The 15,399-nt window shown below is 67.4% G+C and carries 16 protein-coding genes; 11 read left to right on the forward strand and 5 right to left on the reverse strand.

Going from position 1 to position 15,399, the window contains the following annotated elements; all coding sequences use genetic code 11:
• The first annotated feature begins 6 nt into the window (after positions 1-6).
• The 4 genes from C3E79_RS04130 to C3E79_RS04145 are packed head-to-tail and all read left to right on the forward strand — an operon-like array spanning position 7 to position 3,165.
• A complete protein-coding gene (locus C3E79_RS04130; protein WP_108403782.1) occupies positions 7-612 on the forward strand; it encodes an ECF transporter S component in 606 nt (201 codons plus the stop codon).
• An 11-nt stretch (positions 613-623) separates the two neighbouring features.
• On the forward strand, positions 624-1,943 hold the full coding sequence (locus tag C3E79_RS04135) for an ABC transporter ATP-binding protein (RefSeq protein ID WP_108403783.1): 1,320 nt from the start codon (positions 624-626) through the stop codon (positions 1,941-1,943).
• Entirely contained in the window at positions 1,940-2,701 is a 762-nt protein-coding gene (locus tag C3E79_RS04140; protein ID WP_108403784.1) for an energy-coupling factor transporter transmembrane component T family protein, read from the forward strand. Before C3E79_RS04135 ends, C3E79_RS04140 begins: the two co-directional genes overlap by 4 nt.
• The gene (locus C3E79_RS04145; protein ID WP_235840732.1) at positions 2,698-3,165 is read left to right on the forward strand and encodes a nucleoside/nucleotide kinase family protein; all 468 of its coding nucleotides are present in this window, start codon (positions 2,698-2,700) and stop codon (positions 3,163-3,165) included. The genes C3E79_RS04140 and C3E79_RS04145 overlap by 4 nt, the downstream gene beginning before the upstream one ends.
• Here C3E79_RS04145 and C3E79_RS04150 read toward each other — a convergent pair.
• Positions 3,149-3,694, reverse strand: coding sequence for a ribonuclease FAU-1 family protein (locus C3E79_RS04150; RefSeq protein WP_108403786.1), 546 nt, complete (start codon positions 3,692-3,694; stop codon positions 3,149-3,151). The genes C3E79_RS04145 and C3E79_RS04150 overlap by 17 nt on opposite strands.
• Positions 3,695-3,701: 7 nt before the next feature.
• Positions 3,702-4,400: an Rv1157c family protein gene (locus C3E79_RS04155; protein WP_235840731.1), complete on the reverse strand. Its 699-nt coding sequence runs from the start codon at positions 4,398-4,400 to the stop codon at positions 3,702-3,704.
• A 189-nt stretch (positions 4,401-4,589) separates the two neighbouring features.
• Here C3E79_RS04155 and typA point away from each other — a divergent pair, with 189 nt between their 5' ends.
• The 7 genes from typA to C3E79_RS04190 are packed head-to-tail and all read left to right on the forward strand — an operon-like array spanning position 4,590 to position 11,363.
• Entirely contained in the window at positions 4,590-6,506 is a 1,917-nt protein-coding gene (gene typA, locus C3E79_RS04160; protein ID WP_108403787.1) for a translational GTPase TypA, read from the forward strand.
• Between the two features lie 10 nt (positions 6,507-6,516).
• Positions 6,517-8,145, forward strand: a complete 1,629-nt coding sequence (locus C3E79_RS04165; RefSeq protein ID WP_235840730.1) for an ABC transporter family substrate-binding protein — start codon at positions 6,517-6,519, stop codon at positions 8,143-8,145.
• A gap of 33 nt (positions 8,146-8,178) precedes the next feature.
• Positions 8,179-9,054: an N-acetyl-1-D-myo-inositol-2-amino-2-deoxy-alpha-D-glucopyranoside deacetylase gene (gene mshB, locus C3E79_RS04170; protein WP_179948316.1), complete on the forward strand. Its 876-nt coding sequence runs from the start codon at positions 8,179-8,181 to the stop codon at positions 9,052-9,054.
• A complete protein-coding gene (locus C3E79_RS04175) occupies positions 9,051-9,374 on the forward strand; it encodes a hypothetical protein (RefSeq protein WP_235840729.1) in 324 nt (107 codons plus the stop codon). The genes mshB and C3E79_RS04175 overlap by 4 nt, the downstream gene beginning before the upstream one ends.
• Positions 9,375-9,387: 13 nt before the next feature.
• On the forward strand, positions 9,388-9,711 hold the full coding sequence (gene fdxA, locus C3E79_RS04180; RefSeq protein WP_108403790.1) for a ferredoxin: 324 nt from the start codon (positions 9,388-9,390) through the stop codon (positions 9,709-9,711).
• A 7-nt stretch (positions 9,712-9,718) separates the two neighbouring features.
• Positions 9,719-10,840 carry a succinyldiaminopimelate transaminase gene (gene dapC / locus C3E79_RS04185; RefSeq protein WP_108403791.1) on the forward strand — a complete coding sequence of 374 codons (1,122 nt, stop codon included), beginning with the start codon at positions 9,719-9,721 and terminating at the stop codon, positions 10,838-10,840.
• Positions 10,833-11,363 (forward strand): GtrA family protein, encoded by a 531-nt coding sequence (locus C3E79_RS04190; RefSeq protein ID WP_108403792.1) that lies wholly within the window; start codon positions 10,833-10,835, stop codon positions 11,361-11,363. The genes dapC and C3E79_RS04190 overlap by 8 nt, the downstream gene beginning before the upstream one ends.
• On the opposite strand, the gene dapD is transcribed toward C3E79_RS04190, so the two are convergent.
• From dapD to C3E79_RS04205, 3 genes are read right to left on the reverse strand one after another with little or no spacing between them, the layout of a single operon-like run.
• The gene (gene dapD / locus C3E79_RS04195) at positions 11,364-12,344 is read right to left on the reverse strand and encodes a 2,3,4,5-tetrahydropyridine-2,6-dicarboxylate N-succinyltransferase (protein WP_108403793.1); all 981 of its coding nucleotides are present in this window, start codon (positions 12,342-12,344) and stop codon (positions 11,364-11,366) included.
• A gap of 18 nt (positions 12,345-12,362) precedes the next feature.
• Positions 12,363-13,721 carry an amino acid permease gene (locus C3E79_RS04200; RefSeq protein WP_108403794.1) on the reverse strand — a complete coding sequence of 453 codons (1,359 nt, stop codon included), beginning with the start codon at positions 13,719-13,721 and terminating at the stop codon, positions 12,363-12,365.
• Positions 13,711-15,129 (reverse strand): amino acid permease, encoded by a 1,419-nt coding sequence (locus C3E79_RS04205; RefSeq protein ID WP_108403795.1) that lies wholly within the window; start codon positions 15,127-15,129, stop codon positions 13,711-13,713. The genes C3E79_RS04200 and C3E79_RS04205 overlap by 11 nt, the downstream gene beginning before the upstream one ends.
• Positions 15,130-15,399 lie beyond the last annotated feature (270 nt).

Raw genomic sequence — 15,399 nt, forward strand, 5'->3', positions numbered from 1 at the left:
AACTAAGTGGCAGCGAATAACTCCCGCAATACCTGGCGGGTCATTGACATCGTCACCGCAGCGGTGCTCGGGGTTGCCTGCGGGCTGATTTTTTGGGTGTGGAACTCCGTCGGTTACGCCGGTTTTAGCGCTCTCGATGCGTTGACGCCTGGGCTGGGAGGGCTCTTTAGCGGGGTCTGGTTCCTCGGCGGCGTCCTCGGTGGGCTAGTCATACGCAAGCCGGGAGCGGCGTTGTTCGTCGAGGTTCTCGCAGCGAGCATCTCTGCGGTTCTCGGCAGCCAGTGGGGCATGCCGACGATTTATTCCGGCCTCGCCCAAGGTTTGGGCGCGGAGGTTGTTTTCGCGGCCTTTGCTTATCGACGCTTCTCGGCCGACGTTGCGGTCATCGCCGGTATGGGGGCGGGTATCGGTGCCTTTATTCTCGAGCTGTTCACCTACGGGAACTTGGCAAAGAGCTTCGCCTTCAACGCCATCTACTTGACCTGTACGGTGTTCTCCGGCGCCGTGCTCGCGGGCCTGCTCGGGTTCTGGTTGGTGCGCGCGCTGGCACGAACGGGCGCGCTGGATCGCTTCGGTCCGGGCCGTGAGCGCTTCTCGGCGCCCACGGAATAGCTAGGTAGGCCATGCCGGTCATCTCTGCGCGAGGGCTGGGTTACCGCCATGCCACGAGGCCCCAGCCTGCCTTCCAGGGGGTGGACCTGGACGTCGAGCGCGGCGAGCGCATCCTCATCACCGGCGATTCCGGTTCCGGAAAATCGACGCTGCTCTCTCTCATCGCAGGCCTGGCGGGAGACGACGAGGACGGTCACCGCCTCGGCACCCTCGCCATCGAGGGCACCGTGGGCATGGTTCTCCAAGATCCCGATTCGCAGGTCATTTACGGCCGCGTGGGAGACGATGTTGCTTTCGGCGCCGAAAACACGGCCACGCCCCCGGCCGAGATCTGGCCGAGGGTGCGCTCCGCACTAGACGCGGTCGGCCTCGATCTCCCGCTCAACCACCCCACGGCGCGGCTTTCCGGAGGGCAGAAGCAGCGGCTCGCCCTGGCCGGGATCTTGGCGATGGGCGCGCAGATCATCGTGCTCGACGAGCCCACCGCGAACCTCGACCCGCGCGGCCGGGCCGAGGTAATCTCCGCCGTGGACCGAGCGTGCGAGGTAACGGGAGCGACACTGATCGTCGTCGAGCACCGCCCCCACTTTTGGGAAGGGGTGGTGCAGAAGTACTACCGCCTTGACGGCACTGGTCTGGAGCAAATTTTCGAGCTGCCGACCGGGCCTCAGCTGCCACCGTCGCGTGGCGTGGCGCACGGAACGCAACCGGCCGTGGCCGCGGACGAGTTGGTTACGCGGGCTGGAGCCGCAGCGCCGCTGCGGGTTCCCGAGGGGTATTCAACCGTGATCACCGGGCCCAACGGTTCCGGGAAGACGACGCTTGCACTGACCCTCGCCGGTCTCCTCCAGCCGCGCGCCGGGCGGGTCGCCTATTCAGATGGCATTGCGCGCGGGTTGTCCACCGCGCCGCACACGTGGTCCTCGCTGCATCTCGCGCAGCGCATCGGGTACGTGTTCCAGGAGCCGGAACACCAGTTCGTTACATCGTCGGTGAGGGCCGAGCTGGAGCTCACCGGCGCGAGCCCGGGGCGTATCTCCGAGCTCACCCAGCGTTTCCGTCTCACGCATGTCATGGATGCCAACCCGTTTACCCTCTCCGGCGGCGAAAAACGCCGTCTCTCCGTGGTCACCGCGTTGGCCAACGCGCCGCGGTTGGTGGTCCTCGATGAGCCGACATTCGGCCAGGACGACCGCACGTTCACCGAGCTCGCAGGCCTCCTCCGGGAGCTCACCGCGGATGGGGTGACCGTGGTTTCAATCACTCACGACGAAATCTTCATCGACTCGTTGGGGGATCACACGATTGAGGTGGGCAGGGGAGCGGAATGAACCTGCTGAGCCGGGTCAATCCCGTCACGAGAATCGTCGGGCTTGCGGTCATGACCACCCCCATCTTGTTCACACTCGATACCGTCACCGCGGCGATCAGTCTCGCGATCACCCTCGCCGCAGCACCCTTGTGTGGAGTCGTCCCCTCTAACCTCGCCCGCCGCGCGTGGCCACTGCTCATCGCTGCGCCACTGGCCGGGATTCCGATGGCGCTCTACGGCAAGAGCGGGGGAGAGACCTACTTCTCGTGGGGCCTGGTCAACGTCACTGAACTCTCGCTGAGCCTGGCGGTGGCTGTTAGTGTTCGGGTGCTCGCCGTCGCGCTGCCCGTGGTGGTGCTATCAAAGGGGGTCGATCCGACCGACCTCGGCGACGGCCTCATCCAGGTCCTCAGGCTGCCGGAGCGCTTCGTCATCGGGGCGGTCGCGGCGCTTCGCACCCTCGAGCTTTTGCGCGATGACCTGGCCGCGATGCGGCTATCTCGGCGCGCGAGGGGAATCAACAACGCAGATCGGGCCCGCTACTGGCTCTCGCTCGCGTTCGGCGTTCTCGTCATGTCCCTGCGCCGTGCCGGGAAGTTGGCCACCGCGATGGAGGCGCGGGGGTTCGGCACCGGGGCGCGCACGCACGCCCGTACCTCGCGGCTCACCGGTCGCGATTGGCTGCTTGTGGCGGCCTGCGCGGCGGCCGCGGCGGTGAGTATCGGTGCCTCGTGGTGGCTGGGCACGCTGCGCCCGGTGTGGGCGGTGTCGCTGTGAGCCGCTACACCCTGCTTATCGACGGCCCATCCGGCGCGGGGAAGACCACCCTCGCCGAGCTCATCGGCAGTGCTCTGGGCATCCGCGTGGTCCACATGGATGACTTCTACCCCGGGTGGGCGGGCCTTGAGGAGGGCGCGCGCATGGTCGCCGAGGACGTCTTGGATCCCGTCAACCCCGGCTACTGGCGGTGGGACTGGGAGCAGGAGCGCCGAGGGGACTGGGTGCGCCTCGATCCGCGCGCCGACCTCATCGTGGAGGGGGTCGGCGCGGTGACGGAGGCGTCGATACGCGCGGCGCGCGCGCTTGGCGACGTGGACACGCTGCGCGTTGTCGCAGACCCCGCTACGAGGAAGGCGCGGGCGCTGGCGCGCGATCCCGGGTTCGCCGCCTACTGGCGAATGTGGGCCGAGCAGGAAGCCCGGCTATCGTGTGCCGAGGTCGACGCTACGGTTTCTCGTTAGCTGGCATGAGCTCAACCGCATCCGCCCACGTGAGGTCCGCCCCCACCGAGCGCAGCCACGCCATCGGGTCGTCGTGGTGCCGGGCGATGCCGTCGACGGCGGCTAGCGTGGCCTCGATGGCGCGCTCGACCTCCGCGGCGGTGACGAGCCCGGCCGCCGCGGCCGCGGCGAGCTCGTCGATGTCGACGACCTCGGCTGGGCGGCCCGTCTTCGATACGAGGTCGATGTAGAGGTCGCGGGTGCGCCACACGGGCCCATCGACAGTGATGTCTGCGATGTCGAAGTAGAAGTCCTGGTCTCGCTGAAAGCCGGGACGGAAGTGGAAGATGTTGGCGCGCAGGCCGTAATCGGGCAGCAGCCAGCTCTCGAGGTAGCCGAAGCCCGGGTGGTTGGCGCCGCGGGCCATGTAGAGGCCGAAGTCGGCCTCGCGGTAGACCTCGACAGTGCGCACGAACCCTTTCGGATCGGTGTTGGTGAGCGCGCAGGTGTCGAAGGTCTCTTGCTTGACGGGGTGAAGGTCGACGGCCATGGCTCTGCTAGTGGACGTGAAACGCCGCGGCCGTGGGGGCGAAGCCGCAGGCGCGGGCCTCGGTGTGCACCCGCCCGGCGGCGACGGCGAGGACGAAGCCGGGGCCGGTATCGGCCGTTCCGGACAGCGTTGTCGGCCCGGTGGGGTTAATCCCGTTGTTGCCCAGGGCGGTCACTCCGGCGCGGAGGTTTTCTACATTGACCCAGTAGACGTTCATCTCACCTTGCTCAGCGGCGGCCGCGGGGGTTCCCAAGGCGGTGAAGGCAAACGCCACCTGCCCTGGGCCGGCGCCCGGCGCGGGGATCTCGGTGGGGCCGGGCGCAGCGATCGCAGAGGCGGTGGAGTGTAGGCCCGGGCCGATGCAGTCCCGGGAGATGGTGGGCCAGGCGAACTGGGCGATGGCGGGGGCGTCCTCGGGCAGCGGCGGGCCCCCGGGCTCGCCGTTGCCGGCGAAGAAATCAATGCCCGCCCGCAGCGCGTCGGCCACCTCGGGCGGGACGCCGGGCTGGGCAGCGAAGGCGTAGACGGCCTCCACGGCGAGCGGGGTGGGCCGCCCGAGCCCGTCGATGTAGAGGGGAATGCGGGAGGAGAGGTCCTCGGGCTGGGCGTTAGCCTGGGGGGCCGCGGCGGCGATGAGCGCTGCGGCGGAGGCGGCGGCGACCATGGCGGTCAGTGGTCTGCGGGCAAACGAGGCGAAGGAGGGCACGGGGAAGGGTTCCTTATTTCAGGGTGAGGTGGGCGTTGAGCGCGTGGCAAATCTTCACTAGCAAGTAACTCTAGTCACAATAGTCACCGCAGTGGAGGAGTCAAGGAGGCGAGGGAGTGCAATGGCGGGGTGATGCGGGTAGGGTTTAGGCGTTATTTACCACCACCTCCTAGAAGGAGCACCGGCTCAGTGTCGCACCCCGAATTCCGTAACGTCGCCATCGTCGCGCACGTCGACCACGGCAAGACCACCCTCGTCAACGGCATGCTGGAGCAATCCGGCGTTTTCGGCGACCACGGCGAACACGGCGATCGCGTCATGGACTCCGGCGAGCTCGAATCCGAGCGCGGCATCACCATTTTGGCGAAGAACACCGCCATCCGCCGAGCGGGTGCCGGCAAGGACGGCCGCGACCTGGTCATCAACGTCATCGACACCCCCGGCCACGCCGACTTCGGCGGCGAGGTCGAGCGCGGCCTGTCTATGGTCGACGGCGTTGTGCTGCTTATCGACGCCTCTGAGGGCCCCCTGCCCCAGACCCGCTTCGTCCTGGGCAAGGCGCTGGAGGCGAAGAAGCCCGTGATCATCTGCGTGAACAAGACCGACCGCCCCGACGCGCGCATCGATGAGGTCGTCGATGAGGCACAAGACCTCCTCCTCGAGCTCGGCGCAGGACTGGAGGACCCAGAGGCCGCCGAGGCAGCGGAGAACCTCCTCGAGCTGCCGGTGCTCTACGCCTCCGGCCGCGCGGGACGGGCCTCCCTCAACAACCCGGGCAACGGCAACGTGCCGGACAACGAGGACCTCCAGCCGCTCTTCGACGTCATCTACGACACCCTGCCCGAGCCGTCCGCCGACCTCGATGCGCCGTTCCAGGCGCAGGTGACCAACCTGGATTCCTCGTCTTTCCTTGGCCGCATCGCCCTTATCCGCGTCTACCGCGGGACGGTGAAGAAGGGACAGACCGTCGCCTGGGTGCACTACGACGCCGAGGGCAACCAGCACGTGAAAAACGTCAAGATCGCCGAGCTGCTCGTCACCGAGGGCCTCGACCGCGTTCCCGCGACCGGCGACGTCGTTGCGGGTGATATCGCCGCGGTCTCCGGCATCGACGAGATCATGATCGGCGATACGCTCACCGACCCGGAAAACGTCGAGCCGCTGCCGCGCATCAAGGTCGACGACCCGGCGATCTCGATGAACATCGGAGTGAACACCTCCCCGATGGCTGGGCGCAACGGCGGCGACAAGCTCACCGCGCGCATGGTCAAGGCGCGCCTCGACCAGGAGCTTATCGGCAACGTCTCCATCCGCGTGTTGCCCACCGACCGCCCCGACGCCTGGGAGGTGCAGGGCCGCGGCGAGATGGCCCTGACCGTGCTTATCGAGCAGATGCGCCGCGAGGGCTTCGAGCTGACCGTGGGCAAGCCGCAGGTGGTGACGAAGGAGATCGACGGCAAGACCTACGAACCGTACGACCACATGGTCATCGATACCCCCTCCGAGTACCAGGGTGCGGTGACCCAGCTCATGGCCAACCGGAAGGGTCAGATGACGGGCATGTCGAATGCCGGTTCGGGCGACTGGGTGCGCATGGAGTTCGACGTCCCCTCGCGTGGTCTGATCGGTTTTCGCACCACCTTCCTCACGGAGACCCGCGGCGCCGGCATCGCCAACTCGTACTCCATCGAGCACCGTCCCTGGGCGGGGCCGATCAAGGGCCGCCCGACCGGCTCCCTGGTGGCAGACCGCTCCGGCCAGGTTACGGCCTACGCCCTAACCCAGCTCGCCGATCGCGGCGACTTCTTCGTCGAGCCGGGCGCGGAGACCTACGAGGGCATGGTCGTCGGGGCGAACTCGCGCGACGAGGATATGGACGTCAACATCACGAAGGAGAAGAAGCTCACCAACATGCGCTCGGCCACCGCCGATGCCACGGTGACGCTGGCGAAGGCGCGCACGCTCTCCCTCGACGAGGCTATCGAGTTCTGCGACGACGACGAGTGCGTCGAGGTCGGGCCCGAGGCGATGCGCGTGCGCAAGATCATTCTCAACGCCACCGAGCGTGGCCGTGCCCGTTCGCGTGCGAAGCAGCGCGATAAGTAGGCAGCGTGCTGTGGGCGATCTGGCATACCGCAGGGTAGGCCTGGCGCTCGCCGCCGCGGCAGCGCTTGCGGCCGCGGGCTGCGCGGCGCGCCCCGGCCCGCCCCCGCTCGTGCAGCAGGGGGAGGAATACCCGGGTGAGGCGGAGCCGACAACGACGACGACCCCGGCGCCGCCCAGGCCACAGCGCACCCAGGTGCAGGTGGCTTCGCAGCCCCTGCGCGCAGGGCTCAATCCCCACCTCCTTGCGGATGAATCCGCGCTGGTGAGCGCCATTGCCGATCTCACCTTGCCGAGCGCCTTCTCCGGCGGGGAGCGCAACAGTGACCTCCTTGCGGGCGCGACCGTGCTGCCGAGCTCGCCCGGGGCGATGACGGTGCGCTACGTCATCACCGGGGAGGCGCAGTGGTCCGACGGGACGCCGATTACCGGGGCCGATTTCGTCTACCTGTGGCGCGCGATGAAATCGACCCCGGGGGTCATTGACCCGGCCGGCTACCGGGCGATTTCAGATATCCGCGTCAGCGGCCCGCTAGGCAAGACCGTCGATGTCAATTTTTCAGCTCCGGTGGGGGATTGGCGCGGGTTGTTTGCCCACCTCATGCCCTCCCACCTGCTTGAGCCGGACGCCTCCGATTTCGCCACCGCCGCCGCAGAGACGCTTCCGGCGTCGGCGGGAAGGTTCATGGTGCACGGCGTCGATCGCGCTCGCGGGACGATCACGCTCAACCGCAACGACAGGTTTTGGGGGCGGGGCACGGCGGCTGTCGACGTGGTGAGCATTGTGGCGTCGAGAAGCACGGCCCAAACCACGGACCGCCTCCGCTCAGGCCAGGTCGCGTTCGTAGACATGATCCCCGACCAAACGACGCGGGAGGCGTTCTCGCTGCTCCCCGGGACCCAGGTCCGCATGGTCGACGGGCCCCGCACCCTCGGCGTGAGCGTGTCTGTGACCTCGCCGATCGTGGGGGATATCGAGGCGCGCGAAGCGCTGAGCTCGCTTATCGACGTCCCGCTCGTCGCCCGGCTCGCAGCCGGCCGAGACGCCGACCTTAGCGTCGCTGCGTACGACAACACCGCCTCCCCAAACCCCGGGGTGCTCACCCAGCGCGCCACCCCCTCTCGCCCCCTGCGGATCGCGGCCGACGCCGCGGACCCCGAGGCCACCGCCGCCGCGCGCTCCATTGTTGACCTGGCGGTGCGCCGCGGCGTGCCGGCCAAGGTGGTATCGACGGATGCGTTAAGCATCGTCAGCGGGGGCCTTGCGAGCGATTCGATCGACGCCGTGGTGCACTACGTGCCGGGCACACAAGCCCCCAACGAGCTCGCCAGCAGGCTCTACTGCCAGCCCGCCGACTACCGGGCGGGCAACCTCACGGGGCTGTGCACGCCGCACACCGAGGAGCTCGCCGATGCAATCCTGGCGGGCCGAATTGCCCCGGCGCAGGCGCGCGCGGCCGTCGAGGAGGCGCTCGGGCGGGAGCGGGTGTGGATTCCGCTGCTCTACGAGCGCCGGATCCAGGCCCTCGGTCAGGGTATCGTGGGACCAGACCCTGACGTGGCGAACTGGCCCGGTGGACTTGATACGGCCGCGAGCTGGCGCCTCGCGGAAGGCTACGCCGAGGCGTCGGGGAAGCAGTAGAGACCACCAATGAGAGACCTAAGGAGTCCTCCCTTGACCCAGCGAGACCTTGCAGGCTATCGCGTCGTCGCGGTGCACGCCCACCCGGACGACGAGTCCATTTCTACCGGCGGTGCGCTCGCCAGCCTCGCCGCCCGCGGCGCCGACGTGCTCGTGGTCACCTGCACCCTCGGCGAGGAAGGCGAGGTGATCGGGGAGACCTACCAGGGCCTGGTGGCGGACGAGGCCGACCAGCTCGGGGGCTTTCGCATCGGTGAGCTCGAGCGCGCCTGCCGCATCCTCGGGGTGCGGCAGGTCTTCCTCGGCGGGCCCGGCCGCTACCGCGATAGCGGCATGGTAGGGGCGCCCTCGCACGCCAACCCCCGGGCGTTTGTCAACTCGGGGGAGGCTGCGGTGGAGGACCTCGCGCAGCTGCTTGCCATCGAGCGCCCCCATCTCGTGCTCACCTACGGACCGGACGGCGGCTACGGCCACCCGGACCACATCCGGGCCCACGAGATCACCCACGCCGCCGCACGGCGGGTAGGCGGGGTACCGCGCATCCTGTGGGCGGTACGCCTGCGCAGCGACCTTGAAGCCAGCCTGCCCGCGGACGCGCCCGCGGGGTGGTCCTACCCGGCGCCGGGCGAGCTCGACGCCGTCGAAGCCGCCGACACGTTCGTCGAGCTCGACGATCGGGCCTACAGTGCGAAGGTCGAGGCGATGCGCTCCCATGCGACCCAGGTGTGGATCGCCGACGGCTACGCGGGGCAGACCAACCCCCACTCTGTGCGCGCCGCGGGCCCGGTGACGGCGTATGCGCTATCGAACCTCAAAACCCAGGCGGTGACCCGCCGAGAGTACTACCAGTTCGGGGAGGGCGTGGAGCTCGAGCCGGGCGCAGACCTGCTCAGTGGGATCGAGTGGTGAGAACCCGCGGGGAGGTCGTCGGCGCCTACGTGTGGCTGAGCGCGGGTGCGGCGGCTTCGGCGCTTTTGGAGGTGGCCTCGCTCGATTCGCTGCCCGCGGCGCCCATAGCGGTTACCGCGGCGGCGCTGTTTAATTCCGTGCTCACGCGCACGGCGGCGCTCTGGCCGGTGCCTCGCGCGGCACTATTCATCCCGCTCGCCGTGTGGCTCGCCAGCGCAGTTGCGATGTGTTTCGGCAATAATATTCGCGCCGTATCGGCGGCGACGCTGCTCGTCGCCGGGATGGCCGGAGGTGTGTGGCCCGCTCAACGACGAAGGTGACATAATAGCTGGCATGACTTACATCATTGCTCAGCCGTGCGTCGACGTGCTGGATCGCTCGTGCGTCGAGGAGTGCCCCGTCGACTGCATCTATGAGGGGAAGCGGATGCTCTACATCCACCCGGACGAGTGCGTCGACTGCGGCGCCTGCGAGCCGGCCTGCCCGGTGGAGGCCATCTTCTACGAAGACGACACGCCCGAGGAATGGGCCGACTACTACGACGCCAACGTGGGTTTCTTCGACGAGCTCGGCTCGCCGGGCGGCGCGATGAAGCTCGGTGCACAGGACTTCGACCACCCCTTCATTGCCGCGCTCCCGCCGCAGAACCAGGAATAGGACGCCTATGACCCGCACCCCGCTGGGGGCGCAGCTGCCGGACTTTCCGTGGGATACGATCGCGGAGTACAAGGCGCTGGCGAACGCCCACCCAGATGGCATCGTTGACCTCTCCGTTGGCACGCCCGTCGACCCGGTAAGCCCGTCGATCCAGCTCGCGCTGGCCAATCACGCCGCCGAGCCGGGCTACCCGCAGACGATGGGCACGCCCGAACTGCGCGCCGAGATCGTGCACAGCTTGGAGCGGCGCTACCACGCTGCCGGGCTGAGCGAGAAGAGCGTGCTGCCGGTGATTGGCACGAAGGAGGCCATCGCTTGGCTGCCGACGATGCTCGGGGTGCGAGGCTCCACCGTCGCCATCCCCGAGGTGGCCTACCCCACCTACGAGGTCGGGGCGTTGATCGCCGGCTGCCGCGTGGTGCGCGCCGATGCACCGGCCGACGCCGAGGGTGCAGAAATCGTCTTTATCAATTCCCCGTCGAACCCAACGGGGCGGGTGGCTTCGGTCGAGGAGCTGCGAGCCTGGGCCGGCTTCGCTCGCGAGACCGGCGCGATCATCGCTTCCGACGAGTGCTACATGGGCCTGCCGTGGTCGGCCGATCCCGTCTCCCTGCTCGACCCGCGGGTCACCGGCGGGGACAACACGAACCTGCTCGCGATCCACTCACTGTCGAAGACGTCGAACATGGCCTCCTACCGCGCGGGCATGCTCGCCGGCGACGAGCGCCTCATACAGGAGCTCTTGGCCGTGCGCAAGCACGCGGGGCTCATGGTCCCCGGCCCGATTCAGCACGCGATGGTCGCCTCGCTCGCCGACGACGACCACGAGGCCGCGCAGCGTCTCATCTACGCGAAGCGTCGCGCGCTGCTCATCGACGCCCTCATAACGGCCGGGTTCAGCATCGACTACTCCGAGGCCGGGCTCTACCTCTGGGCGCGCCGTGATGGCCTCGACTCCCGAGGCAGCCTCGACTGGCTGGCGCGCCGCGGAATCCTCGCCGCCCCCGGCGACTTCTACGGCCCCTCCGGTTCCCAGCACGTGCGGGTGGGGCTCACCGCCACCGACGAGCGCATCGCCGCCGCCGCCGCGCGGCTCGGCGGTCGGGGGGCTGATTTCCCAGTTGGCTAGCACTTCTGTGCGGCTTGCGGCAAGCGCGCGGGAGTTCGTCAAGTTCGGGCTCGTCGGCGGTTCCGGGGTCGCTGTGAACCTCGTCGTCTTCTACGTGCTGAAGAAGACGATCGACCTGGGCTTCGGAATCCACGAGGCCGATGTGTTTTTCAACCTCTTCGGCACCCGCTTCAACGTGCGGTGGTACCACGTGCTCTCGACGCTGTCCTTCGTCGCCGCCAACGTGTGGAATTATCAGCTCAACCGGTACTGGACGTTTAAGCACATACCGAGGAAGCCGTGGCTCAAGGGCTTTGTGCCTTTCATCGCCACCGGCGTCCTCGCCTTCGGGGTGTCGTTGACGGTGATGACGCTTCTTATGAATCCGACATCGCCGATCGCGCTGCCCAGCGAGATTTTCGACGACTCCTCGGGCCTGCGCACCAAGTCTTACTGGGCGCAGGCGATCTCGACGCTCATTGCGATGCCGGTGAACTTCGTCATCAACAAGTTCTGGGCGTTTCGCAAACCCAAGGCCGTCTAGCTAGTTCTTGTGTAGCTCGGCGTTGAGCTCAATGCCCTTGGCGCGCAGCGCCTCCACGGCGCCGGTGAGCGAGTTGCGGCGGAACAAGATGCCCGATTTACCGGAGAGCTCGAGCGCCTTGATCTCCTCGCCGTCGGCGTAGCCGTAGGCGGCGGCGATATCTGCGGAGAGTCGCACGCGGGTACCGGCGGTGACGTAGAGCCCGGCCTCGACCACGCAGTCGTCGCCAAGCGAGATGCCCACGCCCGAGTTCGCTCCGAGCAGGCAGCGCTTACCCAGCGAAATGGTCTCCTTGCCGCCGCCGGAGAGCGTGCCCATGATGGAGGCGCTGCCGCCCAAATCGGTGCCGTCGTCGACGGTGACGCCCGCGGAGATCCGGCCCTCGACCATGGAGGCGCCGAGCGTGCCGGCGTTGAAGTTGACAAAACCCTCGTGCATCACCGTCGTGCCCTCGGCAAGGTGGGCGCCGAGGCGGACGCGGTCAGCATCGCCGATGCGCACGCCGGAGGGGACGACGTAATCAACCATGCGGGGGAACTTGTCCACAGAGAAGACCACGACCGGGCCCTTCGCGGCGAGGCGGCTGCGGGTCACCTGGAAATCGGAGACCTCGCACGGGCCGTAGTTCGTCCACACCACGTTGGCCAACAGCCCGAACACGCCATCCATGTTCGCCTCGTGAGGTTTGATCAGGCGGTGGGAGAGCAGGTGGAGGCGCAGGTAAACATCGTAGGCATCGATGGCGGGGGCGGAGAGATCCGCAATCGTCGTCTCCACCTGGACGCGGGCGACACCGCGGTCCTCGTCGGGGCCGACCAGCGCGTCGAAGCGGGGATCCGGGGAGTCAACGCGCTGCGTGCCGGTGCCCTCGACGGCCTCGCCCAGCTTCGGGGCGGGGTACCACACATCGAGGACGGTGCCGTTATGGGTGACGGTGGCGACGCCGCGGGCGCTCGCCGAAGTGTGTAGAGCAGAAGTCATGCCTCACACCTTAGAGCATCAGGCGGGGTTGCTCCCGGAGCGCATGCGGTTGAGGAAAGAAAGCCCAATCAACACTGCGGAGAGGGCGGCGACGGCGAGGATCTGGTAGCGCGCGGAGGCGTCGAAAAGCATGAGCGCGACGATGCCGATGAGCACGACGAGCGTGGCGGGAGCAAGCCACGCCGGGCTGTGCTCCATGCCTGCCGCCGCGAGCCGGGGGCGCAGCCGCCGGTAGCTCAGCGCGATCATCACCCAGGTGACGATGAGACAGCCGCCGACAGCGTTCATGAGAAACGCCAGGAGCCCCGGCGGGTTCCACCACTGCAGGCCCACCGAGCAGAACGCGAAGAACACCGAGACGAGCACGGAATTAATGGGCACACCTTGGGCGTTCGTCGCCCGCAGCCAGGCCGGGGCGTCGCCGTCGAGTGCCTGCTGGTAGGCCATGCGGGAGGAGCCGAAGATCTGCGCATTGAACGCCGAGAGCAGCGCGAGCACGATGATCGCCTCCATGAAACCGGCCGCGCCCGGGATATGCGCCATGCCGAGCACCTGGGTAAACGGCGAATCCGCCGCCGAATCAGCGGCGTCAATCTCTGAGTACGGCAACAGCAGGATGATGATGATCACCGAGCCGATGTAGAACAACCCGATGCGCCAGATGATCGAGTTCACCGCCCGCTTGACCGCAGCGACCGGGTTTTCCGACTCGGCCGCGGCGATGGTGACCACCTCAATGCCGCCGAAGGCAAACGCCACCGCCAGCAAGCCCGCGGCGATACCCGCCACCCCGTTCGGGGCAAAACCCGCCTCGGCGGCATTACCGAAGCCGACGAAGCTCGTACCGGGGAACAGGCCGAAAAACAGCGCCGCGCCCACGATCAGGAAGCCCACGATGACGACGACCTTGATCATGGCGAACCAGTATTCAAACTCGCCGAAGCCCTTGACCTGCGCCAGGTTCACCGCGGCGAAGAACGCCACCGCGATCAGCGCCGGGATCCACTGGGGGACGTCGAACCAACCTGCCATGATCGCCGCGGCGCCGGTGATCTCCGCGCCGCCGACCATGATGAGGAGGAACCAGTAGAGCCATCCCAGCAGGAACCCCGCCCAATTGCCGAAGGCGAGGCGCCCGTAGGTGGCGAACGACCCAGGTGAAGGATGCGCAGCCGCCATCTCCCCGAGCATGCGCATCACGGCCACGACGATGGCCCCGGCGATGACGTAGGCGATGAGGATCGCAGGCCCGGCCGCGCGGATGCCCGCGCCGACTCCAAGAAACAGGCCCGCGCCGACGGCCATGCCCAGGCCCATCAGCGTCAGGTGGCGCGACTTTAACCCCGTGCCGAGGGCGGGGGTGTGCTTAGTTGTCATGAGAGTTCTCCTCGAGGGTGAGTGCAGCGCGTCGGGAAAACGCGCCGGAGGTGGTCCATAAAATACCAGCGAAGGTGATTACGCCGACAACAACGGCGACGGAGAGCATCTGGGCACGGCCAGCGGGGTCGGTAAGCATGAGCACCACGATCCCGCCCGCCAGCGCGATCGTCGCCCACGGCAAGACGGAGGGCCACCACATCCGCACCTCGGTGACCTCACCGCGCTCGGCCAGGCGCGGGTGCAGCCGGATGAACGACAGGGCAATGGCAAACCAGAGCACGATGAGGCAGCCGCCCACCGCATTGAGGAGGAAAGCCAAGAGCCCCGGCGGGTTCCAATACTGCAGGGCGACGGCGACAAACCCGAAGAACACGGAGACAATCACGGCGCGCAGCGGCACCCCGCGAGAGTTAGTGGCGGCGAAGGCCGCGGGGGCGTCGCCACGCAGAGCGAGGTTGTGCAAAAACCGCGACGAACCGTAGATCTGTGTATTGCATGCCGAGAGCAGCGCAATCGCGATCACGGCCTCCATGATGCCTACCGAACCTGGGATGCCCGCGAGCTGGAGCACCGCGGTGAAGGGCGACTCAGATGCATCCCGCGCACCGCCGATCTGTTCGAACGGCAGCAACAGAATGATCAGCGCCACCGAGCCGAGGTAGAACACCGTGATCCGCCAAATGATCGAGCGAATCGCCGAATGCACCGCCACCTCCGGATCCTCCGACTCGGCCGCGGCGATGGTCACCATCTCGATCCCGCCGAACGCAAATGCCACCGCGAGCAGCGCCGTGGCCACACCAGCCAAGCCGTTGGGCATGAAGCCGACCTCAGCAACATTGGACAGACCGACAAACTCAGACCCCGGCAACCAGCCCAACCACAAAAGCAGCCCAAGGGCGAGGAACGCGACGATCACGCTCACCTTGATCAGCGCGAACCAAAACTCGAACTCGCCGAGGTTGCGCACGGCCGCGAAATTGACCACGGTGAACACAGCAATTGCCACCAAAGCCGGAATCCACGGCGAAACACCGAGCCAGCCGGCGATGATTGCCGACGCCCCCGTCACCTCGACGGCCACAATCATGATCATCATGAACCAATAGAGCCAGCCGACCGCAAACCCGGCCCACGGGCCAAAAGCCTGCTCGGCGTATGTGGAAAACGTTCCGGAGGATGGGCGGGCGGCGACCAGCTCGGCGAGCATTTGCATCACGCACACGGTGATCGCCCCGGCAATAAAATAGGCGATGATGACAGCCGGGCCGGCGGCCTGGATGCCGACACCCGTGCCGAGGAAGAGCCCGGCGCCAATGGCGGAGCCGAGGCCCATCATAGTGAGGTGGCGCGTCTTTAAACCGCGGCGGAGCGCCGTCACAGGGTGGGGGGCGGTAGTGGACATGCGAAAAGCATAATCGGGGGTGGGCAGGAGGGTGACCCGGGGGTCTCGACGCCGGTCGTGGGTGGGTTATTGCCTGGGGCGGCCTACCGAGATGTCGCATTTTCGGGGTTGTTCGATGTGGCTGCCTGGGGTTCGCGGCCTGAAAACCGTTCACTGTGACATCTCAGCTGGCTGGCCGAGGGTGTCACGTTGTTCGTGTGTGGGGCCTCTGTGGAGGTGTGTTGGAGCGGTCGGGGTAGGAGGCCGCCATGTGGTTGATGGCTTGCTACC

Origin of the sequence: Corynebacterium liangguodongii, from assembly GCF_003070865.1 — a bacterium.
GTDB lineage: Bacteria > Actinomycetota > Actinomycetes > Mycobacteriales > Mycobacteriaceae > Corynebacterium > Corynebacterium liangguodongii.